This is a genomic window from Pseudarthrobacter sp. YAF2, assembly GCF_052113345.1.
In the GTDB taxonomy this organism is placed as follows: domain Bacteria; phylum Actinomycetota; class Actinomycetes; order Actinomycetales; family Micrococcaceae; genus Arthrobacter.
On sequence record NZ_JBFRDA010000003.1, the window covers coordinates 304,428 to 327,605 of the forward strand.

Sequence of the window (23,178 nt, forward strand, 5' to 3'; positions counted from 1 at the left end):
GTTGACCAGAGGTCGCCGCCCGGGCTGGAGCTTGCCCAGACGCGAACAGCCGACCGGCTATATGGGCTTCCCGCCCGCACATGCGGCCCTGATAAGAGGGCTAGGACGCCTGACCATTGGATGACAAAGGGAGCCTACGAGGGGCAGGCTCTCTTTACGAGAGGGTTGTTTGATGACCGACCAGACCCTGATAGCCCAACTCCCCAAGTACCGGACCGCGTTTATTGGACGAGAAGCCGAGCAGTCAACGCTGCGTAGTGCGCTGGAGGTCAGCCGCTTCGTTGCCCTGGTCGGTCCGGGTGGAGTTGGAAAAACGCGGCTTGTTTCTAACCTGGTTGAGCGCCTGGGTACCAGGTTTGCCGAGGGCGTGTTCTTCGCTGACCTTGCTGGAGTCAGCGATCCCGCGGAGTTTTGCTCCCGGACAGCCGCTGCTCTTGGAATGCGGAACAGTGGACAGGTTTCGCCTGTACTGTTGCGCGACTTCATACAGGATCTCGAAGCCCTTGTCGTTCTAGACAGTTGCGACTCGCTGGACTCAGACTGCCTGCTCCTGATTCAAGATCTTGTCGCATCCGGCACTCAAAGTACGATACTGGCGACAAGCCGGCGCGCGCTCTACGTAGACGGCGGCCAATTGGTCAATCTCTCTCCACTCTCACTTCCTGTGGATACGACGTCCGAAGTTCGCCTTTCCGATGTTCTAGGCTCTGAGTCGGCCAAGCTCTTTCTTGCCCGTGCCCGGCTGGTTCGGCCCGGCTTCTCTGTTGCCGAGTCACAAGCGGCAGCGCTTTCCCGGCTTTGCCACAGGCTTGACGGGTTGCCTTTGGCGATAGAACTCGCAGCGGCATGGACGAGGGCTTTGTCGATAGAGCAGATTATGGAACGTATGGAAGGCCATCCGGACTTCCCGAGGGCCGGGGCGGGAGCAACCGATCCCCGACACAGGACGTTGCGGACCTTGACGGCGGGAAGCTATGAGCTGTGCAGCGACGATGAGAAGTTGCTGTGGTCCCGTCTTACCGTTTTCGAGAATACGTTTGATCTTCCGGCCGTAGAGGCGGTCTGCGGACAACCGCCGTTGACACCTCCGGACATTCTGGACCTACTGGCCTCTTTAGTGGACCAATCAGTTGTTCTGGCGGATAACCTCGGTGAGGAAGTGAGATACAGTCTCCTTCGCCTCACCCGTGACTATGGTGAATCCCGATTGGATGACTTCGGTGAAAGGCAGGTACTGCATAACAAGCACCTCGCATACTACGAAGGATCGTTCAACCGCATTACCACTGCTTTTCCCGGAAGTAGTGAGCGGCAACGCATGGAGCGTTTACGCCTGGAGTACGCCAATATCCTGGTCGCCATCAATTATGGCCTGCAGGACCCGGACCTCTGTGCCGGGAGCCTCCGCATGGCAGCGGGGCTGTGGTTCTTCTGGTTCGCGGTTGGCCAGCTCTCTGAGGGGCGTTCCACCTTGGGTAGAGTGCTGGCTTCCGCGAATACCGACGCCTACCCGCTGGAGCGTGAGTATGCCCTATGCATTAGCGCCTATCTGAGCGCTCTACAAAGCAAATTACGGTCCGCGGAGAAACTTCTTGAACTGGCCGCTTCAAGTCAGGCAAGTACAGGTAATGCACTGAATCGCACGATAGCGCTTCAGGTCTCCGGAGTCGTAGAGGCAGGATACGGTCGGGTGTCGTCTGCCCGCGAGCTCTTGGACAAGGCTATAGATAATTACAAACGCATCCCGGGGCCCGCAGCCGAGATCTTCACGATGGATGCCATCGGCATCGCGGTATTGCTCGCCGCGTTCGACCGTGACAACAATCGGGTAGCCGACCTGAGCAGGGCCGGGCTGGATCTTTGCGATGACTTCGATGACTACATGTGGCGCGGATACATCGAATACGCCCTTGCCGTCCATGACTGGATTCAAAATGAACCCGTCCGGGCCCGTAAGCTGGCCCTGAAGGTTGCGGGGTATGCCCACGACCAGCTGCTGCTGGCCCACTGCATCGAACTTCTGGCATGGTGCGCCCAGCAGGCCGGGCAAAACAACCGAGCGGCCATTTTGTTCGGTGGCGCCGATCGACTCTGGAAGTTTATGGGTGGGCATTTTTCAGGTTTCCACAATATCGGGGCAGAACGACAGGAATGCTTCGAACGTTGCCGTGATGCGCTCGGGCAAAAAGCATTCGATTTGGCTTACGCGGAAGGTTTTCAAACGGACGCCAGCGACCTTCTTCTCCAGGAGGCCGCGGGTCAGGATGGGATTTCCGGCCCGGAACCTGACACTGCAGTCCGTCTTACACGCCGCGAAAAGGAAGTCGCCGCCTTGTTAGGTCGCGGATTAAGTAACCGCGAAATAGCCTCGGAACTGACCATTTCTCCGCGAACTGCAGAAACGCACGTAGAGAACATTCTCGCGAAGTTTGGTCTTGAAAACCGGGCGCAAATGGCTGCCGCTTGGGCGCGCCTGCATCCGGATTCAACAGGATCTTGACACGTCCTTTCCTGCCGAGAGCACCGCCTGCTCCTTGTCCACAGGTCCGCGCCGAAGCCCCGTAGCCAGATCCGTGTTTATACGGACGCGCCAGTCGCTATCGTCTGCCACTGTTTACCACATATGCCCGCTGCGATCATGCCGCAGATGTGGACCGTTGGGTGATTTGAGTGGAGTGAAAATGCATGTTGCAACCGACATCCGCAAAGACATGTTTACTATTTCCGTTCGCGGCAATCGTGTCGGTACGGATGAGATTCTCCCGGACTGGTCATCGCGGGACCGGCTGGGAATCGTCGTACGTGAGCCGTGGGGGTCTCTCGGTGCGAGCCTCCTGATGCAGCTTGGCGCACTTCTGCATTATGAGGCGCGACCCGAGAGACGAACGAGATCAGCACAATATCCTCAAATTTACGTCTTCCACGTAGGACAAATGCACGGAGACCACAGTAGCTTCGACGTATGGCCACCCCGGCACGAGATCTTGGTTGAAGACGATCCTGCTGCCCTTCTCGCTGCGATCAACGATCGCGCAATAACACGCTTGGCCGTACCCGATATTTCCCCTCACAACACTGACTTCCTCCATGAGGCCCTCACTGGATGGTCTGATGAGTCATTCATTCTTGAAAACCTGGCAACTGCCTGGGCATACGACAGTGGCGGAAGTGTGGCTTCTTCCGATGTGAGAATCCAGTCCTCGGCCGCCGAACTGGAACGCATGTCAACATGGGCGCTCAGTCCGGAGGAGACTTTCGACCAATACGCGCCGATGTCTCCTAGGGAACTTGTCGAAACGATGCAGATTGGTCCGAGCACAGAAAATGACTTGCAGCAGTGGCTTGAAACCTTGAAGAACCGTATGCATGAAACTTCAGTAAGCACGCGGGAATCGATCAGGAATAAGCGAGGCCCGGCGGAATCAGTACGTGTGCAGACGTTTCGCCTGCTATCGCCGCAGGAAGTGCTGATGCGACTCTAGCCTCACTGGGGGCCAGAGAACGTGCTGGATATGCTTCCTTGAGGCGCCCCGAATCCCAGCCTCAAGGAAGCATATCCAGTGAGCTGGACTCCGTCAGGCAGACCTTTGGTCGAGCAGACCTGGACGTTGCCTTGCTGGCGTTGCCGCAAGTGGGCTTTTGCCTTAGGGCGTCGAACGCATGCCCGGCACGGGTCGCTCCACTGAAAGCGGAACTGCTAAAGAAAGTCGTTTCGTACTTCGGTATCAGACCGATACCGGGGTTGACGGACCAGCACTAAGCGAAAACACGTTCAGTGTTTGTTCCCTCTGGCTGGGTACAGCAACATGCGTACTGCGGACGCATGCACGAAGCCGGCGTCCTGGGAGAGGTCAATCAAAAACCGTTCGTTGCAGGCCGCTAGAACAGGCCGTGGGCCAGTTGAGGCTGGACGGCAGTGGTCAGGTGACATTCGAAGGCTAATCACGGTACCTGCCCGGACTGCAAGGCCTTACCTCATCTCCTTTTTCCAGAAGTTCGAACCCAACACTGACAGACGCACCCGCGAGGGTCCAACAAAGCCAGATGGGCGTGCAACGCACACCTTCGCTCAGCCACGCTGCACTGCTTTTGGGTTCCCTGAAAGATCCGTAAGCACCTCCGTGAAAATACGGACGCGCTGCCTCTGTGACGCATGTCATTGTTGGCAAACAAATTCGGTATGGCTTCGAAGTGAGCCCGAAAGGTAGAGAAACACATGGATACTGCGCAGCTTGCACAGCAGTACATCGGGGGCGCTTGGCGTGCCGGATCAGGCGAAAAAGTACTGGTTGACCTGAACCCGTTCACGGGCAAGACCCTGGGTGAGTTCCCTGTCGCAACCACCGACGACATTGATGAAGCCTATGCTGCTGCCGCCGCGGCCCAGACGGCATGGAACAAGGTCAATGCGTATGCAAAGAGGACCGTCTTCGAATCGGCAGCCAGGATCGTCGAAGAACGCCGGGAAGAGATCAGCAAGCTGATCACGGCGGAAGTTGGCGGCACCGCCCTTAAAGCGGCATTTGAGATTGGCCTCGTGGTGGACGCTCTCAAGGAGGCGGCGACGTTGCCGCTGCGGATTGAGGGCCGGATCTACCCGTCACCCGTCGAAGATACGGAAAATTTCGTGTATCGCGTTCCGGTCGGCGTAGTTGGTGTCATCAGCCCTTTCAACTTCCCGTTCTTCCTTTCGATGAAGTCAGTGGCGCCGGCCCTGGCTACCGGCAACGGCGTGGTCATCAAGCCCCATGAGGAAACACCCATTACAGGGGGCACTCTTTTGGCCTCGATTTTCGAAGAAGCAGGCTTGCCCTCCGGGCTGCTGAATGTCACCGTGACTGAAATCCCGGTCATTGGCGATTACTTCCTGGAACACTCGACTCCGCGTGTTATCGCGTTCACCGGATCCACGGGTGTGGGCCGGCACGTCGGTGAAGTTGCCGCCCGCCATTTCAAAAAGTCAATTCTCGAACTTGGCGGAAACAGCGCCTTCATTGTCTGCGAAGATGCTGACCTTGAGTACGCCGTTGATGCAGCTGTCTTCAGCCGATTCACCCATCAGGGACAGATCTGCATGTCAGCTAACCGACTGCTCGTGCATTCCAGCATCGCTGCAGAGTTCAAGAGCCGGTTCATTGAAAAGGTTGCGGCCCTTCCTACGGGTGATCCGTCCGACCCCGGCACCATCATCGGGCCACTCATCAACGCACGGCAGGTCGCAGCGCTGGATGATAAGGTGACCGCCGCCGTAGCAGCTGGAGCCACGGCCGTACTGCGTGGAGAACCTGATGGCAACATCTTCCCTCCCGTGGTTCTTGAGAACGTCGAGCCCAATTCCCCAATAGCACACGACGAACTGTTCGGGCCCGTCATCATCGTGATGGAGTTCAACGATGACCAGGAAGCGATTGATATCGCCAACGACACGGATTTCGGTCTAAGCGGCGCAGTTCACACTCGTGATATCGCCCGGGGAGTTCGGATCGCCAAAGAGATTCAGAGCGGCATGATCCATGTCAACGACGCCACGATTGCCGATGAGCCGATCGTTCCTTTCGGCGGGGAAAAGCAATCCGGCGTGGGCCGGCTCAACGGCCATTCAAGCATTGACGAGCTGACCACCCTCAAGTGGATTTCCGTTAATCACGGACGGCGGAACTACCCGTACCAGTGAGCCTTTCCATACGCCCTGGGCGAGATCAAACCCAAGTTAGCGATCCTTACGAAAGAATGACCATGACAACTCAACGCCATCTGATCTATGCCGACCAGCTGTCGGCAGGATACAAACCCTTCATTGTCGAGGGTGAAGTGACAGGGGAGCTCTCCGAAGTTCCCGGCCGCGACGACGTGCGCACCGGCGTCTACCGGGTGCTCGAGGGCCAATACCCGGACAGGGTTCCCGTGCCGTACTTCTTTGAGACTGACGAATACATCTGGGTCATCGAGGGTGAGGTGCACATTTCTTCAGGCGACGGCGACGAGGTGGTGTTGCGCCCCGGCGACTCTGCGTTCTTCCCCCAAGGCAGCGAGTCCACATGGACATTCCATGCTCCGTTCCGCAAATTTTCTGTTGAGATCCAGAAGGCCGCGGCATGAGCAAGACCTACGACGTAGCTGTCATAGGAGGCGGATTCGCAGGTCTGGCCGCCGCACGTGAAGCCAGCAATCTTGGGAAATCCGTTGTCCTTGTGGAAGCATCCGACCGCCTCGGTGGACGGACCTGGACGGAAACCCGCCTTGGCACACGCATTGAACTCGGCGGGACCGATGTTCACTGGCTTCAGCCCAACGTATGGTCCGAAATCAAGCGCTACCAGCTGAACCTCGAGGAGTTCACCCCACCCGAACAACTCCTGTACCTGGACAATGGACAACTGCGGGAAGGAACCGAGGATACTGTCTTCGGATTGATGGAGAAGGGCATGTCCGCCCTGGCGGATCTTGCACGTACTCTGTACGAGCGTCCCCACGAACCCCGTTTTTCGGACGCCGCCCTGGAGTACGACAAGCTGACCTTGGGTGAGTTCCTCGATGGAGTGGAGATGTCCAGTCTCGAGCGGGACGTCACCTCGTCCTTCTGGGCCGCCGCTTGCCAAGCTCCTCTGGACAGGGCAGGTCTTACACTTCCGCTACGGTGGCTGGCACTGTCCGGCTGGGACTGGCGTGTGATGCTGGACGTAATTTCCCGCTATAAGATCGTCGGCGGCATGGGCCTCCTGTCGGAGGGAATTCTTTCGGACACAAAAGCGGACTTCATCATGGGCAAGGCAGTTACCCAGGTTTCCGAAAGTAAATCCCTAGTGACCTTGACCCTGTCAGACAGCTCGACAATCTCTGCCGCTGCTGTGGTCTGTGCGGTGCCGGTGAACGTGCTGTCCCGCATAACCTTCGATCCACCTCATCAGCACGCGGAGAAGCTGGGCGCGTCGGGTCAAATCTCCGGCGGACAGAAAGTAGTTTGCAGGATTAAGGGCGATAGGACTCCGTACATGGCGTTCGCCCCCGAAGGCCATCCGTTTGTGCTGCTGCAGTACGACCGTCCCATAGACGGCGACCACATTGCGGTAGCCTTCGGCTCCGATGCCAGCGCCGTTGACGGTTCGTCGGCCGCCCAGGTCCAGCAAGTCTTGCGGTCCTGGCTGCCTGACATTGAGGTGCTGGAGGTTGCCACTCATAACTGGACCAAGGACGCACTGTACCGTGGCACGTGGGCCGTTCCCGGTCCTGGGCAACTTCGCGAGCAACTGGATGCAGTCGAAGCCCGCGATGGACGCGTGCTCCTGGCCGGAGCAGACATCGCCAGTGGATCTTATGCCCTCATTGATGGTGCCCTGGCAACAGGCATCCGCGCCGGACGGGATGCAGCAGCACTCAGCTGAACTTAGGTTGAAATCCAACCTCCACCGCTGACGTGCTTGTTCCGAACCACCAGGTGGCCTGTGCCAAGACAAGCACGGGCTGCCTGGCGGGAAGGCACAACCATTGAAGCCAACACATGCGGAGTAACCGAAAGCCCGAATATTATGGCATTACTTCTTCGTGCCCGGGTCGGGCGGGCATGCCCGGGAAAGCTGCGGATCGAACCTCCCCGGCTGAACTGAACGTCATCAAACCCATGTTGAGCCGCGCATCCCCCATCTAACGGCAGCTCAACCTGCTGGCCGCCAAACATGTGGCCATATGTCCCCTGTTGCACCTTTCCTCACAAGGAATAAGAGCAGATACTAAATCGAATTCATCTCCACAGGAGAAATAAATGTCAAATGTAATTCCGGACAACGCTGTCCAAGGGATTGATCAGTCCAAACTTCGATCGGGCGCCATGGGCACAGGGGGACTGGTGTTCACGGTTGTAGCCATGATTGGGCCAATGGCCGCCTTCTTGGGAGCAACACCACTGGTGTTCATGCTGAGCGGTGCAGGAACACCAGGAATTTATCTTCTTGCCACTGTCGTGTTCCTCATATTTGCCGTGGGCTACGTGGCTATGAGCCGCCGCTCCAAAACTGCGAGCGGATTGATCGCCTTCATTGTCAAGGGCCTGGGTATCAGGGCGGGAGTGGCGGCGTCTTACGTCACCCTGCTGACGTACGTGGCCGTGCTGAGCAGTCTCTACGGAATTCACGCGGTCTTCCTTCAGCAAGCCGCCATGGAGCTCTTCGGTATTGATCTTCCTTGGGGATTCTGGGCTCTTGTGACTCTGGCCGTCCTGACACCATTGTCCTACAACCGTGTCGAGTTCAGTGCCCGGCTCATGGGCGTATTGCTGGTGCTCGCGGTGGCTGCCATCCTTGTACTGGACTTTGCAATTATGATTCGGGGCGGTGGCCCTGGTGGATTCACTTTGGAGGGGTTCTCACCGCAGCTGATGTTTGGCCCAGGTATTGGCCTCGCAGCACTTTTTGCCCTGGGATCCTTCGTTGGGGTGGAATCAACACCCGTCTTCAGTGAAGAAGTGCGCACACCAAAGAAAACCATCCCTCGCGCCACCTACATCACGATCATCGTCTTGGGCGTCTTCTATGTCCTCAGCACGCTCACTGTCAGCAACGCAGTGGGAGCGGACAAGATCATGGACGTAGCCACTGAGAACCCCACGGGGTTCATCCTCGAGATCGCGGGGGCATACGTCGGCCCGGTCTGGGTAAAAATTCTGAACGTCCTTGTTGTAACGAGCTTTTTTGCGATCCTCCTCGGCTTTGCCAACGTCATGAGCCGTTATGTCTTTGCTCTGGGACGTGCTGGCATTCTTCCCGCAGCTGTTGGCCGAAGCCATAAGAAGCATCAATCTCCTCATATTGGGAGCATTGTGACGGCGATTACCGTGCTCGTGGTGGTCGGCGCTTTCATCGTGGCCGGTTCAGATCCGTTCCACCAGCTCTATACCTGGTTGATTGCCGTCGGGTCACTGGGAGTACTGCTCCTTATGTGCGGCAGTTCCCTGGCAGTAGTGATGTATTTCAAGAAGTCGCCAGACGAGGAGAACACCTGGACTGCAGCCGTAGCTCCAAGCATCGCCTTCGTCGCCTTCGCGGTTGCAATCGTTCTAACGATCCTCAACTTCTCCTTCCTGGCAGGCGGTGAGGGATTCGCCGAATGGCTGTGGGTCCTGGTTCCGCTCGCAGCGGTGCTGGGCCTTATCGTGCGGGCATGTCAGCGAAATCGCGAACTGAGCTTCGCTGACATCACCTAACAGCTTCCGACTAGCCAATGCCCTGAAGTAGCCCCCAGATCACGGCGGCTTTCCATCCAAACAGGTCCGCTGTCATGTCACCCAGGTGGCTGACAGCGGACCTTTGGTCTTTAGGGCGTCTAGCCCACAGAACAACTGCCGGTTGGAACCGTCTGCGTATGCCTTTCAAACCGCGGCCCTAATATCACCCATTACATGGGCGGCTAACTTCTGCCCTCTCAAGCCGCTTCGGCCCGTACGCGTGGGCTACCCAATCCACCCTTCCAGAACGGCATGGACACCGAAACGGCGGCAAAGTGCAGTGTGCAAGAGCAAGGCACAATTTGGTGTCAGTACAGCTGAACTATGGTGGACAGTCCGCTTCCTTCGGCCGCTAGGAGTATGAGTGCAGGCAGGCCTTTCGCCGGCGGCGCGGGTTCCCCACAGGCTGTCACTGGGGAACTCCAGGGGGGGCGGCAGTCTGGACCAGGAAGCCCATGCAACGCGGGGGGAAAGGGTGCAACGCGGTAGCGTTTGCAACGCTCACCAGGCTGACGGTTCATCCCTTTCCTGCACGTCTAAGCCAGCAAATGAATATGGAGTGAAATGACCAACCGGGAAGGCGTGAAAAAAATTCACGATGATTACTACCAGCAAAAGGGGCGCCGCACTGCCCGGTTCGGCCTCGCCTACATCGGGCTTCTGCTCATCGCCGTTAACCTTCGGGTCTCCTTTGTCAGCGTGGGACCTGTACTAACCAATATCAGCAGTGACCTTGAACTATCCAGTACAGCAGCAGGCTTTCTCAGCGGTCTTCCACTGATTGCCTTTGCAGTCTTCTCGCCTATGGCCCCAGCCTTTGCTTCACGATTGGGTCTCGACCGCGCGCTGTGGACGTCCTTGCTGATCCTCTCTTTGGGCATCGTGCTTCGGTCATTGACTGTGTCGGGCTTCATTTGGGTGGGCACAGCTACGATCGGCCTTGCCATAGCGTTCCTCAACGTCCTGGTGCCTTCGCTCGTGAAGCGGGACTTCCCCGGAAGGGTCAGCAGGGTCACCGGAAGCTACACCGCAACGCAGGCCGCCTTCGCCGCGATCGGTGCCGCCGTGGTCGTTCCTGTAGCGCAAACTTCTCCTGGAGGATGGCGGCTGGCACTGGGAATCTGGGTTGGACTGTCGCTGTTGGCCATGGGAGTGCTGATGCCGTGGCTGCGACGAACTAGCGAGGACATGGCCCAAAACACTGCCCTAACCGACAGTCCTTACAAGTCGCCGTGGGCTTCCATGTTGGGTTGGCAGGTCACCATTTTCATGGGGCTGCAATCGATCGCCTTCTACGTCCTCATGGCATGGCTTCCCACACTCGAACAAAGCCTTGGAGTCCCGGCGAAGGTCGCTGGCATCCACTTGTCCGCGTTCTTGCTTGTCAATGTATTTGCCAGCCTTGCAGCAGGTGTCATCCTTCACAGGGGCCCCAACCAGCAGTTCATATCCGCATTGAGCGGCATACTCACTTTCGTGACCTTTCTTGGACTGGCCCTGGCGCCGGACCTCATGCTGTTGTGGGTCTTCCTGGGTGCACTTGGCTGTGGCAGCCTCATAGTCATTGCCCTGTCAATGTTTAGCCTGCGGACCGCGAGTCATCCTCAGGCCGCATCCTTGTCGGGTATGGCGCAATCGGTTGGCTATGCTCTCGGCGCTGCAGGCCCAGTCATGTTCGGTGGCCTGCACGATGTAAGCGGGGGATGGTCATTGCCGCTTCTCGTTACCGCAGGCATCATGGCTATTCTCGCCGTGACAGGTTGGTTCGCGGGACGTGACCGCGTTATCGGTGCTCGGAACCTGCGGTAATGGCTCCAGAGCCTACTTTCGGATCTACTCCCTCGCTTGCTTCGAAGAACCGGTAACAGCGATTCGGTCAAGGTATCTTCCGATGTCAGTTATTGGTGTGTTTTCGTGCGGGTGCGCCTGCCGGGGGCGATAAGGAGCGGTCTCTTCGTGAGCGCGACCCTTGAAACGCGGCCACCAAAAGTCTGGTCTGAGCGTACCGGGATGAGGTTTGGGTTTGAAGGACAGGGCTCCCGACAGGGTGGCCACCTAGCGTAGGCGGGTGGGGGAGCGTGGGCTGCAAATCGTTTGAGGAAACATGGCGGCGGCATGGACTTGAGGAAGTCCATGCCGCCGCTTCGTGCTGGGCTTTATCGGGTCTTGCAGCTTAGGGTGAGAGTTCTTCGAGGACGCGGCCCTTAGTTTCAATGGCGAAGAAGATGGTGACCAGGCCACCGATGAGGGCTACTGCTGCGAATACGGTGAAGACAACGCTGACGCCGTAGCTGTCGACGATCCATCCCACGAGGAGCGGTCCGATTGCGGAGCCGGCGCGGAGCCAGGCGCTGCCGAATCCGGTACCGATGGCGCGCAGCCGGGTGGGGTAGAGCTCTGCAGAGTAGAGGTAGAGGGAGAACGAGATGGTTTGCAGGATGGCGTACGCGACGCTGGCGAACACGACGACTTGCGTGGCGGAGACGGCGCCGAGTGCTGTGAGGATGACGAGGGGGACCGTGGAGGCGAGGAACGCTACGGAGTACCAGCGCTTGCGGCCGACCCGGTCTATGAGCAGGGCGCAGAGGATGGACGCGATCACGCCGACGGCTGATGTCACCCAGCCGTAGGCGAGGCTGGTCTGCAGGGGAAGGTTGAAGGCCTGCTTATACAGGGTCGGCAGCCAGGTGATGAGGCCGTTGTTGACCATGTAGACGCAGATCCACAGGAACCAGATGGTGAAGGTTCGTTTGCGGTAGATGCCCTTGAAGAGTTCGCGCCAGTCGGACCGGGCTGTGGCCTTGGGGTCCACGGGCCGCACGACGGGTTCGGAAAGTGTGGCGCCGGCTTTGAGTGCTTCGTTTTCGAGCATGCTGACGACTGCGTCGGCCTTCTTGACGCGGCCGGTCGAGGCGAGCCAGCGGGGTGACTCGGGCATCAGCGCCCGCATGGGGATGGTGAGGACCGCGGGGATGAGTCCGACGATGAACATGGCTTTCCAGCCGAAGACCGGTACCAGGAAGTATCCTGCGATGCCTGCGAACATGAGGCCGACGGGGAAGATCACTTCGTAGAGGAGGAAGAAGCGTCCGCGTTTTTTGGCCCCGATGAATTCGTTGATGTAGGCGCTGGCGACCGGTACTTCGCCGCCGGTGCCGATGCCTTGGAGGAAGCGGAGGACGATCATGGACCAGGCTCCCCAGGCGAACAGGCAGCCGATGTCCATGGAGACGAACAGCAGGATGGTGATGAGCAGGACCGGCATGCGGCCGATCCTTTCGGCCAGGTGTCCGAAGAAGAGCGCTCCGAAGATTTGTCCGACGTAGCCGGCGGAGAGGATCATTCCGATCTCGCCTGCGCTCAGGTGCCATTCCGTTACCAGTTGGGGCATGGCGAAGGCGATGGCCAGGACGGTGTAGGCGTCGAAAAAGGTTGCTGATCCGATGATGATGCGGATGAGGCTCAAACGTCGGGTGACCGGGAGCCGTTCAAGCCTGGCTACCAGCTCGGAGTTGATTCTGGCGGCGTCGGGGCCGCCCGCCATGGTTGTGGTGTTGTTCGGCTCGCGCATTGCGAGTCCTCCTTCTCCAGCTGCGATGCTGGGGTCCTCATTGACCAAGAGTGGAGATGGCTAAAGCCTAGGGGAGGATGGCGGGAGTTGCTCCCGCCATCCTCAGGATCCGTGGATCAGACAGCGGCGGTGACCTTGCCGATGTTTGCGGCGGCGAAGGCTTCCGCAATTTCGGTCTCGGCGCCCTCGGGCAGAGGCAGGAGCGGGGTGCGCACTGTGGCGTGCTCAAGGATGCCACGGTTCACCAGGCCCCACTTCAAGGCGACGGTGCCTTCCATGTGGGAGCCGCGGTGGTAAACGTTCTTGGTCACCGGCAGCAGCCGCTCATGAATTGCGTGGGCACGCTTGTAGTCCTGCGCCTTGCCGGCTTCGATCAGTTCGACGAGCAGTTCGGGGGCGATGTTGCCGTAGCCGACGAGCAGACCGTCGACATCGAACATTGTCGGCAGCAGGTATTCGTCATGGCAGGACAGCACCTGCAGCTCGGGGTACGCGGCGCGCAGCGCGGGGATCTCGGTGTACCACCGGCGCATGTTCCGGACACCGTTCTTGGTGGCAAAGACGCCCTCCTGGCCGGCGATCTCGAGCTGGGTGTCGAGGTCGTAGGTGGCCTTGGTGTTGTCGGGGTACTGGAAGAGGATCAGCGGCAGGCCGGACTCGTCATAGATCTCCTGGTAGCGCGACTGCGGGGCGCCCTTCTGGTAGCCGAAGCGCAGCCACCCGTGCGAGGGGTAGACCAGGCCTGCTGACGCGCCGGCCTCGACGGCCTTCTTGGCCTCGAGGGCCGCGGTCTTGTTGCCCTCCTTCGTGATACCCGCCACCACCGGTACGCGGCCGTCGGTGGAGGCCACGAACGCGCGAATGACGTCCAACTGCTCCTCTTCGGTAAGGAACGTGCCTTCGCCGGCGTGCCCCAAGACGACGAGGCTCTTCACGCCCTCAATCGATCCGAGCCACGAACCCAGACGCTGGATGGCGGCGTAGTCGACAGCGCCATCTTCGGTGAACGGGGTGACAGGTGCGGGGCTGAGTCCGCGGAGATCGAGTGTCATTACAGCTACCTTCTTGTCTTCTTTGATGGTCGGTAGTCCCGTTATGATGAAAACGTTTGCGGGAACGTTTTCAAGTTTGCACGTGTCGCAGGTCACTGTCAAGAGAACGTTTGCAAGTTGGAGGAATAGAGTGTCTGTTACACCCGTGCTGAAGAGGAGAACCGCGATGGAACGGGCCTTACCCGCAGCGATCGTTACCCTGAAGGACGTCGCAGCTGCCAGTGGCGTCAGCATCTCCACGGCCAGCCGCGCCCTGGATGAACGAACCACGTCCCGTTCAGCAGCCGCAGCACACGTCCGTAAGATCGCCGAGGATCTCGGCTATCGGCGGAACTCCTTCGCCTCAAGTCTTCGCCGCGGCGAGACGAGGACGTTAGGGGTCCTGGTCCCCCGCCTGAGCGACACCGTCATGGCCCTGATGTTCGAAGAACTCGAAAAGGCCGCGTCTTCCCGCGGCTACTTCGCCATGGTCGCCACCAGCGGCGACGATCCCGACGACGAGAGGCGGGCAGCCGAAACACTTCTGGACAGAAACGTCGATGGGTTGATTCTCGCCACGGCACGCCTCGATGACGAACTACCCCGTCTACTGCGTGAACGCCGGGTAGCGCACGCGCTGGTGCTCCGGACTGACGGCATCAGCCCCTCCGCCCTCGGAGACGACGAAGTGGGGGGCTACCTCGCCGTGCGCCACCTCATCGACCTCGGCCACCGTGACATCGCCGTTGTTACCGGCCCCGCCTTCACCTCCACCGGAACCGCACGCCTGGCAGGAGCCCGGAAAGCACTGAGCGAGGCAGGCATACAGCCGCGGGAGGAATGGTTGACCGCTGCCGGCTACGGCATCGAAAACGGCTACACTGCCGGTGAAACCCTCCTCGCCGGAACCCCGAAGTCCCGTCCGACAGCGATCTTCGCAGCCAACGACAACATCGCCATGGGCGTCATGGCAGCAGCCCACCACCACGGCATCAACATCCCTGAAGATCTCGCACTGGTTGGATACAACGACACCCCGCTTTCCGCGCGCTTACCCACACCACTAACCTCAGTGCGCGTTCCCCTGGACCAGATCGCTGCAACCGCCATCGACCTCATCGTCAACCCAGGCGTCGAGCCCCTGATTCGGCGATCCATGCCCACCCTTATCCCGCGCCAATCCAGCGGTACGCCCAGGCGCACCAGCAAATGAGGTGCGGGGGCTAGAGGGAAGAAACCACCCGGGCGATCCCCGAAAACAGGCCCGCTTCACGTTTCTCCCGATCTCCTTGTAAAGAGCCGATATTGGATATTCCGTCAACCTATTCGCGGAGGTATTGGCGGAGGCCGGATATCACGAAGCCGACTTTGCCGTGGCCGGCGGACTGGATCAGACCCGCGGCGATGAGCCTGTTCCGGTATTTCGAAATGACGTTGGGGCTTGGCTTTGAGGATGGCGCCGACCTGGCCGGCGGGAGAGGGTCCGTCCTGGCGGCCATCGCGTCCGGGAACTCGCGGTAACGCTGGTCCAATCCAGTTTCCATCCTGCCTTGTCGGCTTCGAGCCAGAGGTAGTAGCTCACTACACCAGCGTTTCCGAGGTAACCTGCGTGTTGCCTCTTCTTGCGTTCGAGGCGTAAATGCGGTTCTCACAGGGCCCGACTATTTCCTGCTCAGTGCCTGACCGGTCACGAATGACAGCCGTCACTCCTGCCGGGAGGTCGAAAGACATTCTAAGTTCGTCGGCAGTCAGTTGCCATCGGAGAGCGATGCGCCCTCGCGGAGCGTCCAGGACTGACTCGGCCCAGTCGATTCCACCGCCGGGACATGGTGAAAAGAGTACGCGTTCGTAGCCCGCGCTCAGCGGGACAATTCCACCGATATTCCTGTGCATCCAATCAGCGACAGACCCGAGCGCGTAATGGTTGAAGCTTGTCATTTCGCCAGGGTTGATGGAACCGTCGGGGAGCATGGAGTCCCACCGTTCCCAAATCGTCGTCGCTCCCATCTTGACGGGGTAGAGCCATGAAGGCATCTGCTCCTGCAACAAGAGGCGGTAGGCGACTTCGTGGTGTCCAGTGGCAGTGAGTGCATCAAGGATGAACGGTGTGCCCGCGAATCCCGTCGAGATCTGGTTGCCGCTTTCATTGGCGAGTTCGGCGAGACGCGCTCCTGCCCAGAGGCGTTCTTCATCGGTGAGGAGGTCGAACGCAATCGCGAGCGTGTACACCGTGGTGCAGTCGCTGAGTATCCGCTCCTTGCTGATGTACCGACGACGGAACGCCGTGCGAAGTTCCTCGGCCATCGCTCCGAATTTTGCCGCGTCGTCATTCCTGCCGCAGAGCGCGGAAGATTCGGCAACGATGCAGGCCGTGCGGTATGCCGAAGCTGTGGCGACCACACCAGGGTCCGCTTTCCCCGCCCAGGGCTGGTCCGGCGGCGCATCGGGGTCGAGCCAATCCCCGAACTGGAAGCCCTGGTCCCACACGCCGTCTTCGGAAAGCAGTGTCTGTACGCGTCTCGTGTGCGAGATCATCGACGGCAAGGCTTCGATGAGCGCGGCTTGGTCACCGTACGCGCGCCACATCGCCCATGGAACCCACACCGCGGCGTCGCTCCAGATCGCCATCGGCTCCGAGGCGGGGAACGGCGTCTCCATGTACTTGAAGATGTCCGGCACCACTAGGGGTACGCGTCCGCCGGTGTTCGCCTGCTCGACAGTGACATCTCGCAGCCAGTCTCGGAGGAACCCACTTACATCGAAGAGATAAGCCGCGGTCGGTGCGAAGACGGCGATGTCTCCCGTCCATCCGAGCCGTTCAGCACGCTGGGGACAGTCGGTCGGCACATCGAGGAAATTCCCGCGCATGCTCCACACGACGTTCTCGTGCAATCTATTCAGCAGGGGCGCGGAACATTTGAAACGTCCAGTGCGACGGAGATCGGAGCTGACGACCATGGCCACTAACGCGTCCGCGCCAATGTTCGAAATGCCACCTGGCCAGCCAGCTACCTCGACGAACCGAAACCCATGGAAAGTGAACGTGGGTTCGAAGACGTCCTCAGCTCCGCTCAACGTATAGACATCGGTGGCTTGCGCTCCCTGAAGGGGACGAGTGCCGAGGGCGCCGTCCTCGAGTACCTCGGCGTGGCGCAGGGTGATCTGATCCCCGGCTTCGCCTTGCACACGCACTTGCACCCAACCCACCAGGTTCTGCCCGAAGTCGAGGAGAACTGTCCCCCGTGGACTCTCCCACATTCGGACCGGGGCCACTGTGAATTGACGGCGCACCGGTGGGGCGATGTAGGGCGCCAGCTTGGCCGCATCCACCTCTACGGTGTGCACCGACCCCCACCCGGCCTCGTCGAACCCGACCGTGTTCCAGCCCGGAGTTCGAAGCCGTGCGTCGATATGTTGGCCGTCATACAACCCGTTCTCGGTGGTGTCGCCGGGGGCTGCCATCCACGTGTCATCCGAGACGATGACCTGCTGATGTCCATCGGAGAACGTCACATGAATCTCGGCGAACCCAGCCAGTTCTTCGCCGTAGTGCGGCGCTCGAGCCCCCCACGCTCCCAGCCCGGTTCGGTACCATCCGTTGCCGAGGGCGAGCCCAATCGCAACACGTTGCCCCGCCTTCTCGCTGAGGAGTGCGGTGACATCGGTGTCCGAATATCGGAGGCGCCATTCATAGCTGGTCCAGCCAGGGGTGAGCAGATCGTCGGAGACGGGGTTCCCGTCAATCGATGCCTCGACCACGCCCAGAGCCGAGACCAGCATTCTTGCTTCCGTGACAGCACCGTGCCCGGCCTCGATGTCGGCCTCTTTGCGAAGCCGGGGTGCCTCCATGCCGGCACGGTCGGGGGATATGAACCGTGCCGCCAATATCGGCTGCTTCTTCACGAGTTCCGATGTATGAGTGGTATTCAACAAGACACCAGCATTCTGCGCAGCCAATCGTTACGGGTGGTGAGGGATGCTGCGCTGACCCGCGCTTCTGGTGCGAAGGTGGAGAATCCATGGAAACCACCAGCCCACACGTGCAGTTCGGCCAGGTTGCCGGCAGCCCACAGTCGCGATGCGAGTTCAGTGGTCTCATCACGAAAGACCTCCGAAGAACCAACTTCAAGAAATGTGGGAGGAAGTCTGGAGAGATCTGCGGCGCGTGCTGGTGCCGCGTACTCCGAAACCGTTGAACGCTCCTCACCCAGAAGAGCGTCCCAACCCATCAGATTGGAGCCACGGTCCCACAACGAGGTGCCATCGTAGTCGCGACTGGAAACGGATTCATTCCGATCGTCGAGCATGGGTGACAGTAGACCGACAGCCAGAGGCAACTGCAACTTTTCGTCCCGCAGGCGCAGAGCCAGTCCTGCCGCCAACCCTCCGCCGGCGCTGGCACCAAGGAGTATCAGACGGCTTGGGTCAAAGCCGAGCTCAGCTGCTTGTTCAACCACCCAGAGCCAGGTACGTCGAACATCGTCCGCGGCCGCCGGAAATGGGTTCTCCGGTGCAAGCCGGTAGTCGACGGTGATAACCGGCACCTGCAGCTGCTCCGCCAAGCTGACGAGGTCCTCCGCGCCACCTAACCGATGCCCCATCACCATCCCTCCACCATGGATGTAGAACACTGCGCAACCCTCTGCGATCGACTCCGGCGAAAAGACCGTCACGGAAGATGCGGGACCAGTTTCGTCACCTGGGACTTCAAGGGTGCGGGCGGAGACTTGGCGACCGGCGACGAGCTCGTCCAGCCCTCGCACCTCTTGCGCGAAAGCTGCCCGCGCAATCGGCAGAACATGCGAGGGCATGGTCGGACCGTAGGTGGCCATGAACCACTCGGCCGTAGGTTGAAGTTCAGAATCATACGGAACTCGAGTCACAGTGCTGCCCCTTTGCATTCGGTTTGAGCTCTCAGGCTAGGAGCGCTCGATAAAAACCCTTTATACACCCTTTTTTAAAAATTTGGTCAGTGGGTACTACGGTGGAGGCATGCGCACTCGCAAGAAGACCGGAAGCTATGCCGTTGGTCGCGCCCGTCGGGAGGCGATCCTCGACGCGGCGGTCGAAAGGTTCAAAGAGAGGGGTTACCACAGCACCTCGATGCAGGACATCGCCGACGATGTTGGCCTGACGCCGCACGGGCTCTTGCATCACTTCGCAACCAAAAAGGCTCTTCTCTTTGCCGTGGCAGAGAAAAGATTCGACCTGCTGTCAGTGGTGGCATTGAGCCAGATTGACCCGGCCCTCGGACCGCACCCCGAACGGATCGCCTACGCTGACGCGGCGTCTGTCTTCAGGCTGTTGCTAGAGGTCACGGAGCGCATCGCCGCCGAGCCGGGACTGATTGAACTTTTCGTACTGGTCTCGGCGCAGGCGATAGATCCGGAAACGCCTGAGCATCGGCTCTATGCCGAGCGTTATGAGCGGACCATCCATGCAATAGCGCAGTCGTACCAGGCTCTCGTGGACCATGGCGACATCCGCGGCGATTTCGACGCGCGCGCTGCCGCGGAGGAGTTTGTCGCGACTCTTGACGGTCTGCAGTTGCAGTATGTCATCACGGGTGGCGCCACTGACATCGTGGCCCACATGCGTCGTGCCATCAGCAGAGTGGCTGAATCCGCGGGAGTCCCATGGCTGGCTGCGTCAGCGGCTGACCGTTCGCGGGAACTTCCTGCCACCTGAGGACTCGGGGCGGCACCACCACCCCACCCATAGAAACCGTTGCCTTAGGGTTTTTTCAATAAAAACCATTGCCTTAAGGGTTTTGTGAGGCTATCGTTCGAATGTAGTAGCGCTGAGCTGCTTCTTGTGAATGATTTCCGTCGCAGCCGTGGTGGCTGGGCGGTTCCCTCGGCCCCTCCCTCAAAGGTCAACTCATGTCAATGTCGCCTGATGTTTCCCCAGTAACGGCGCCTGGAGCCCCAATCTCGGCGAGGATTTCCGCACCTGCGGGCCCGGCGCTGATGCCGTTCCTTGCCCTGATTAACTTCGCCATCGTCTCTGCGGGTCTAGGATTCACCGCGGTCCTTCTGCCAAATCAGCTCACACTGCTCGATGCCGACAACAAAGTGTCCAACCTGGCCTTGGTATCGTCCGTGTCCATCCTTGCCGCCGTGATCGTCCAGCCGCTGGTCGGTGCTTTGAGCGACCGGACGAGATCACGCTGGGGCAGAAGATCGCCATGGATGCTCGCAGGCGGGCTCCTGATGGCCGCCGCGCTCTCCGGGATTGGACTGCTACAGTCAGTCGCCCTCATCCTCCTGCTGGCATGCCTCGTGCAGACCGGTTCGGCGTTGATCGGCGCGCCCCTCGCGGCGATCATGGCGGACCGGTACGAAGTCAATCGCAGAGGAATGGTTTCCGCGTTCATCGGCCTCGGGCTCAACTGTGGGTACGCGGCCGGCGTCATCATCGCCGGTGTCTTGGCGTTCAACCTTCCGCTCGCTTACGCAAGCTTCGGTGCCGGACTCGCCCTACTCGTCATCTCATTTCTCGTCGTCGCCCGCGACCGGCCGAACACGGAGATGGTCTTGGAGCCATTCAGCTTTGGGAAGTTCCTCCTGAGCTTCTGGATCAACCCGGTTAAGCACCCAAACTTCGCGTGGGCGTTCGTGTCCCGCTTCCTGTTCATCCTCGCCTTCTTCATCTTCCAGTCGTACCTCTTCTTCATCATGAGCGACTACATCGGTCTCAGCCTTACGGAAACGAACGCCTTGATCGGCCTGACAGGCGCGGCGTCGATTCTCCCGGCGATCATCGCCGGATACACCACGGGCTGGCTGAGCGACAAACTCGGCAGGCGCAAGATCTTCCTCTACATCGCATGCGGGTTCACGGGCGCCGGTTACACCGTCCTGATCGCTTCGCCGACGGTGCCTGCCCTGTTCGTCATGACCGTGCTCGTCGGTATCGGATTCGGCATGTACCTGGCGTCCGACGCGGTCATCATGACTCAGGTACTTCCGAACCTGGAGGGCTCAGCTGCCAAGGATCTTGGAATCCTTAACCTCGCCACGCTGATCGGGCAGTCCGCCGCCGCGCTCGTCGCAGCATTCGCCATCAACCTGCTCGGTGGGTACGTCAGCATGTTCTTCGTCGCGATCGGAATCGCCGTCCTTGGCGCCGTCGCTGTTGTCCCCATCCGCGGCGTCCGCTAGCACTCACGTTCCCCGCGCCCTTTCTTCTCAGGAGTCTCATGTTTGCCAAAATCAATGGTGTTGATCTCTTCTTCGACGTCGTCGGATCAGGCCTATCCGTAACGGAAAAGGGTCTCGACCCAAAGCCGGTGCTGTTCGTCCACCACGGGGGCCCGGGAGGCGACCACAGCTTATTCCGACCCTGGCTCGACGGCTTGCAGGACAAAGTGCAGATCGTTTATTTCGACCACCGGGGCACAGGACGATCCGGCCGCGCAGACATCAGCACCTACACGATGCAGCAGATGGCCGACGACATCGAAGCGCTCAGGATCTATCTTGGGGTCGAGGCGCCCGTGCTGCTTGGTGTCTCATTCGGCGGCATGGTCGCTCTGCACTACGCCGTCCGGTACCCCGATTCATTGTCTAAGCTGATCCTGTCCAACACGGCTCCGAGCTACGAGTATTACGAGAGCTCGTTCAAACGGGTTGCAGAGGTCGCCAGCGCAGAGCAGATGGAGCTTCTGACAGCTCGATTCTCCGGAACCAGCACCCCTGAGCAAAATGCTCGGTGGGGCGAAGTCGCCGATCCCCTCTACTACCGCACGACCCCGCCGCTGGCAGAAAGGGAAGCCGTGTGGGCACGCATGATTCCCGGACCTGAGGTGGCCGAGCACGTCATGAAGAACGACATGACTTCTTTTGACCTCCGTGCACAGCTGGGTGCCGTCCATATTCCCACCCTTGTCGTCACGGGCAGATACGACTGGGTCACACCGCCATCGCAATCGGAAGAAATCGTGAAGGGCATTCCCCACGCGAACTTGCACGTCTTTGAGAACTCGGGCCACGGCCCTCTCGTGGAAGAGACCGACGAATACCTCGACGTCATCTCCCGATTCATTCAGACCGGAGGCCACCAGATCAACATCGAACGTGAGGATTGACATGCCGGCGATAAGCGAGCACGAACTGAATGGTGCCGAATTCGATTTTAGGGTGCGTGTCTACCAGGCAGACAAGCCGACCGGTTCAACTCTCGTGTGGCTCCACGGGGGCTCCTACATGTTCGGCACGATGGACATGCCTGAGGCCGATGAAGTAGGACGCAGGCTGGCTGAAGACGGCGTGACGGTCGTATCGGTGGATTACACGCTGGCTCCCCTCGACGCGCTCAAGTATTTCCCGCAGCCGGATCCTGCCGATGGAGGCCCCACCCCGGAGGAAGCGGCCGCTTACCTGGCGGCAGCGGGTCCCCGCGCTCCCTACCCTACCGCCTCCATTCAGGCAGCAACAGCCGTCTCCTGGGCGTGGGACAACGCCTCCAGTTGGGGAGGGGATCCCACGCACGTGTCGATCGGCGGAGCGAGCGCAGGTGCCAACATCGCGGCAGGCGCAGCGCTGCGGCTCCGTGATTCGGGCGGTCGCAAACTTGCTTCGCTGGTCCTTGTCTACCCGCTATTGCACCCTGAGCTTCCCGAGCCGGATGACGAGCTGCAGGCATTTCTCGACGAATCTCCGGGGGGCACGGTTCTTTCTTCCGAGGCTATTCGCGCCGTCAGTGATTGCTACCTCGGCGGAGCCTCATCAGAGGAGGCCTACGCGTTCCCGGGTGGGCACGACATGCGCGGTATGCCACGGACGCTGATCGTCAACGCGGAACGCGACCAACTCCGGCCGTCCGGCGAAGCTTTCGCTGCGGATCTCGCTCGGGGAGGGGTCGACGTAGAGGTGGTCCGGGAGCTTGGCACGGAACACGGGTACCTCAATGTCGTCGGCGATCCCCGGACGCAGCGGACGCTCGCTCGCATGCGACGATTCCTGACGGTGGACTGAAGCGTGGACGTGGGATCCGGATTCCGGGGGATACGGCTTTCCTGACCACCGGCACCACACTGATCGACGGGATCGGAGGCGCCGCCAGAGCCGGCTCTAGCCTTGCTGATGGACGCGGGACAGGCTCGGCGAACACTCGCCGGCGACGAGGTCACTTACCTCACCCTCCACGTGCCGGGCATGGTCGTCCAAGACCGTGCCTGAATCCGCAGTCCATCCGCTACCGTCCATTCCCCGTCTTCATTCATCAAAGGAGTTACCCGTGCCAACTGCGCATCGTTCACGACCCTCATCACCCGGCCGGAAACCGGCACGCTTGGCTGCAATGATCGCGGTGGCGGGCGCCGCACTCACCGCGCTAAGCGCCTTACCAGCGTCCGC

The 23,178-nt window shown here is 59.9% G+C and carries 17 protein-coding genes; 12 read left to right on the plus strand and 5 right to left on the minus strand.

Annotated features, from left to right (window positions below):
- Positions 1-172 precede the first annotated feature (172 nt).
- From AB4Y79_RS05295 to AB4Y79_RS05325, 7 genes are all read left to right on the plus strand, one after another.
- Complete coding sequence (locus tag AB4Y79_RS05295) at positions 173-2,500, plus strand: ATP-binding protein (protein ID WP_441859446.1); 2,328 nt, start codon at positions 173-175, stop codon at positions 2,498-2,500.
- Between the two features lie 181 nt (positions 2,501-2,681).
- Complete coding sequence (locus AB4Y79_RS05300) at positions 2,682-3,482, plus strand: hypothetical protein (RefSeq protein WP_441859448.1); 801 nt, start codon at positions 2,682-2,684, stop codon at positions 3,480-3,482.
- A gap of 734 nt (positions 3,483-4,216) precedes the next feature.
- Entirely contained in the window at positions 4,217-5,674 is a 1,458-nt protein-coding gene (locus AB4Y79_RS05305) for an aldehyde dehydrogenase family protein (RefSeq protein WP_441859449.1), read from the plus strand.
- A 62-nt stretch (positions 5,675-5,736) separates the two neighbouring features.
- A complete protein-coding gene (locus AB4Y79_RS05310) occupies positions 5,737-6,099 on the plus strand; it encodes a cupin domain-containing protein (RefSeq protein ID WP_441859451.1) in 363 nt (120 codons plus the stop codon).
- On the plus strand, positions 6,096-7,382 hold the full coding sequence (locus tag AB4Y79_RS05315; RefSeq protein ID WP_441859452.1) for a flavin monoamine oxidase family protein: 1,287 nt from the start codon (positions 6,096-6,098) through the stop codon (positions 7,380-7,382). Before AB4Y79_RS05310 ends, AB4Y79_RS05315 begins: the two co-directional genes overlap by 4 nt.
- Positions 7,383-7,759: 377 nt before the next feature.
- Positions 7,760-9,196, plus strand: a complete 1,437-nt coding sequence (locus AB4Y79_RS05320; protein ID WP_441859454.1) for an APC family permease — start codon at positions 7,760-7,762, stop codon at positions 9,194-9,196.
- 585 nt (positions 9,197-9,781) lie between these two features.
- Positions 9,782-11,026: an MFS transporter gene (locus AB4Y79_RS05325; protein WP_441859456.1), complete on the plus strand. Its 1,245-nt coding sequence runs from the start codon at positions 9,782-9,784 to the stop codon at positions 11,024-11,026.
- Between the two features lie 364 nt (positions 11,027-11,390).
- Here the strand turns inward: AB4Y79_RS05325 and AB4Y79_RS05330 are convergent, their stop codons facing one another.
- Together AB4Y79_RS05330 and AB4Y79_RS05335 are read right to left on the minus strand one after the other, a co-directional pair.
- Positions 11,391-12,788, minus strand: a complete 1,398-nt coding sequence (locus tag AB4Y79_RS05330; RefSeq protein WP_441859457.1) for an MFS transporter — start codon at positions 12,786-12,788, stop codon at positions 11,391-11,393.
- Positions 12,789-12,904: 116 nt separating this feature from the next.
- On the minus strand, positions 12,905-13,840 hold the full coding sequence (locus tag AB4Y79_RS05335) for a dihydrodipicolinate synthase family protein (protein WP_441859459.1): 936 nt from the start codon (positions 13,838-13,840) through the stop codon (positions 12,905-12,907).
- Positions 13,841-14,006: 166 nt separating this feature from the next.
- Here AB4Y79_RS05335 and AB4Y79_RS05340 point away from each other — a divergent pair, with 166 nt between their 5' ends.
- Entirely contained in the window at positions 14,007-15,032 is a 1,026-nt protein-coding gene (locus AB4Y79_RS05340) for a LacI family DNA-binding transcriptional regulator (protein ID WP_441859460.1), read from the plus strand.
- Between the two features lie 109 nt (positions 15,033-15,141).
- Here AB4Y79_RS05340 and AB4Y79_RS05345 read toward each other — a convergent pair whose 3' ends face one another.
- The 3 genes from AB4Y79_RS05345 to AB4Y79_RS05355 are packed head-to-tail and all read right to left on the minus strand — an operon-like array spanning position 15,142 to position 18,630.
- On the minus strand, positions 15,142-15,363 hold the full coding sequence (locus AB4Y79_RS05345; RefSeq protein WP_441859462.1) for a hypothetical protein: 222 nt from the start codon (positions 15,361-15,363) through the stop codon (positions 15,142-15,144).
- A 37-nt stretch (positions 15,364-15,400) separates the two neighbouring features.
- Positions 15,401-17,752, minus strand: coding sequence for a family 78 glycoside hydrolase catalytic domain (locus AB4Y79_RS05350; protein WP_441859464.1), 2,352 nt, complete (start codon positions 17,750-17,752; stop codon positions 15,401-15,403).
- Positions 17,746-18,630: an alpha/beta hydrolase gene (locus AB4Y79_RS05355; RefSeq protein ID WP_441859466.1), complete on the minus strand. Its 885-nt coding sequence runs from the start codon at positions 18,628-18,630 to the stop codon at positions 17,746-17,748. The genes AB4Y79_RS05350 and AB4Y79_RS05355 overlap by 7 nt, the downstream gene beginning before the upstream one ends.
- A gap of 181 nt (positions 18,631-18,811) precedes the next feature.
- Here AB4Y79_RS05355 and AB4Y79_RS05360 point away from each other — a divergent pair, with 181 nt between their 5' ends.
- From AB4Y79_RS05360 to AB4Y79_RS05375, 4 genes are all read left to right on the plus strand, one after another.
- Positions 18,812-19,507, plus strand: coding sequence for a TetR/AcrR family transcriptional regulator (locus AB4Y79_RS05360; RefSeq protein WP_441859467.1), 696 nt, complete (start codon positions 18,812-18,814; stop codon positions 19,505-19,507).
- Positions 19,508-19,701: 194 nt separating this feature from the next.
- Positions 19,702-20,982 carry an MFS transporter gene (locus tag AB4Y79_RS05365; protein WP_441859469.1) on the plus strand — a complete coding sequence of 427 codons (1,281 nt, stop codon included), beginning with the start codon at positions 19,702-19,704 and terminating at the stop codon, positions 20,980-20,982.
- A 38-nt stretch (positions 20,983-21,020) separates the two neighbouring features.
- On the plus strand, positions 21,021-21,908 hold the full coding sequence (locus AB4Y79_RS05370; RefSeq protein ID WP_441859471.1) for an alpha/beta fold hydrolase: 888 nt from the start codon (positions 21,021-21,023) through the stop codon (positions 21,906-21,908).
- Between the two features lies 1 nt (position 21,909).
- Entirely contained in the window at positions 21,910-22,797 is an 888-nt protein-coding gene (locus AB4Y79_RS05375; protein WP_441859473.1) for an alpha/beta hydrolase fold domain-containing protein, read from the plus strand.
- Positions 22,798-23,178 lie beyond the last annotated feature (381 nt).

Bases quoted from the DNA above. Each gene is read 5' to 3' on its own strand.
- AB4Y79_RS05295 (WP_441859446.1), top strand. From the start codon at position 173: ATGACCGACCAGACCCTGATAGCCCAACTCCCCAAGTACCGGACCGCG.
- AB4Y79_RS05300 (WP_441859448.1), top strand. From the start codon at position 2,682: ATGCATGTTGCAACCGACATCCGCAAAGACATGTTTACTATTTCCGTT.
- AB4Y79_RS05305 (WP_441859449.1), top strand. From the start codon at position 4,217: ATGGATACTGCGCAGCTTGCACAGCAGTACATCGGGGGCGCTTGGCGT.
- AB4Y79_RS05310 (WP_441859451.1), top strand. From the start codon at position 5,737: ATGACAACTCAACGCCATCTGATCTATGCCGACCAGCTGTCGGCAGGA.
- AB4Y79_RS05315 (WP_441859452.1), top strand. From the start codon at position 6,096: ATGAGCAAGACCTACGACGTAGCTGTCATAGGAGGCGGATTCGCAGGT.
- AB4Y79_RS05320 (WP_441859454.1), top strand. From the start codon at position 7,760: ATGTCAAATGTAATTCCGGACAACGCTGTCCAAGGGATTGATCAGTCC.
- AB4Y79_RS05325 (WP_441859456.1), top strand. From the start codon at position 9,782: ATGACCAACCGGGAAGGCGTGAAAAAAATTCACGATGATTACTACCAG.
- AB4Y79_RS05330 (WP_441859457.1), bottom strand. From the start codon at position 12,788: ATGCGCGAGCCGAACAACACCACAACCATGGCGGGCGGCCCCGACGCC.
- AB4Y79_RS05335 (WP_441859459.1), bottom strand. From the start codon at position 13,840: ATGACACTCGATCTCCGCGGACTCAGCCCCGCACCTGTCACCCCGTTC.
- AB4Y79_RS05340 (WP_441859460.1), top strand. From the start codon at position 14,007: ATGGAACGGGCCTTACCCGCAGCGATCGTTACCCTGAAGGACGTCGCA.
- AB4Y79_RS05345 (WP_441859462.1), bottom strand. From the start codon at position 15,363: ATGGAAACTGGATTGGACCAGCGTTACCGCGAGTTCCCGGACGCGATG.
- AB4Y79_RS05355 (WP_441859466.1), bottom strand. From the start codon at position 18,630: ATGCCCTCGCATGTTCTGCCGATTGCGCGGGCAGCTTTCGCGCAAGAG.
- AB4Y79_RS05360 (WP_441859467.1), top strand. From the start codon at position 18,812: ATGCGCACTCGCAAGAAGACCGGAAGCTATGCCGTTGGTCGCGCCCGT.
- AB4Y79_RS05365 (WP_441859469.1), top strand. From the start codon at position 19,702: ATGTCAATGTCGCCTGATGTTTCCCCAGTAACGGCGCCTGGAGCCCCA.
- AB4Y79_RS05370 (WP_441859471.1), top strand. From the start codon at position 21,021: ATGTTTGCCAAAATCAATGGTGTTGATCTCTTCTTCGACGTCGTCGGA.
- AB4Y79_RS05375 (WP_441859473.1), top strand. From the start codon at position 21,910: ATGCCGGCGATAAGCGAGCACGAACTGAATGGTGCCGAATTCGATTTT.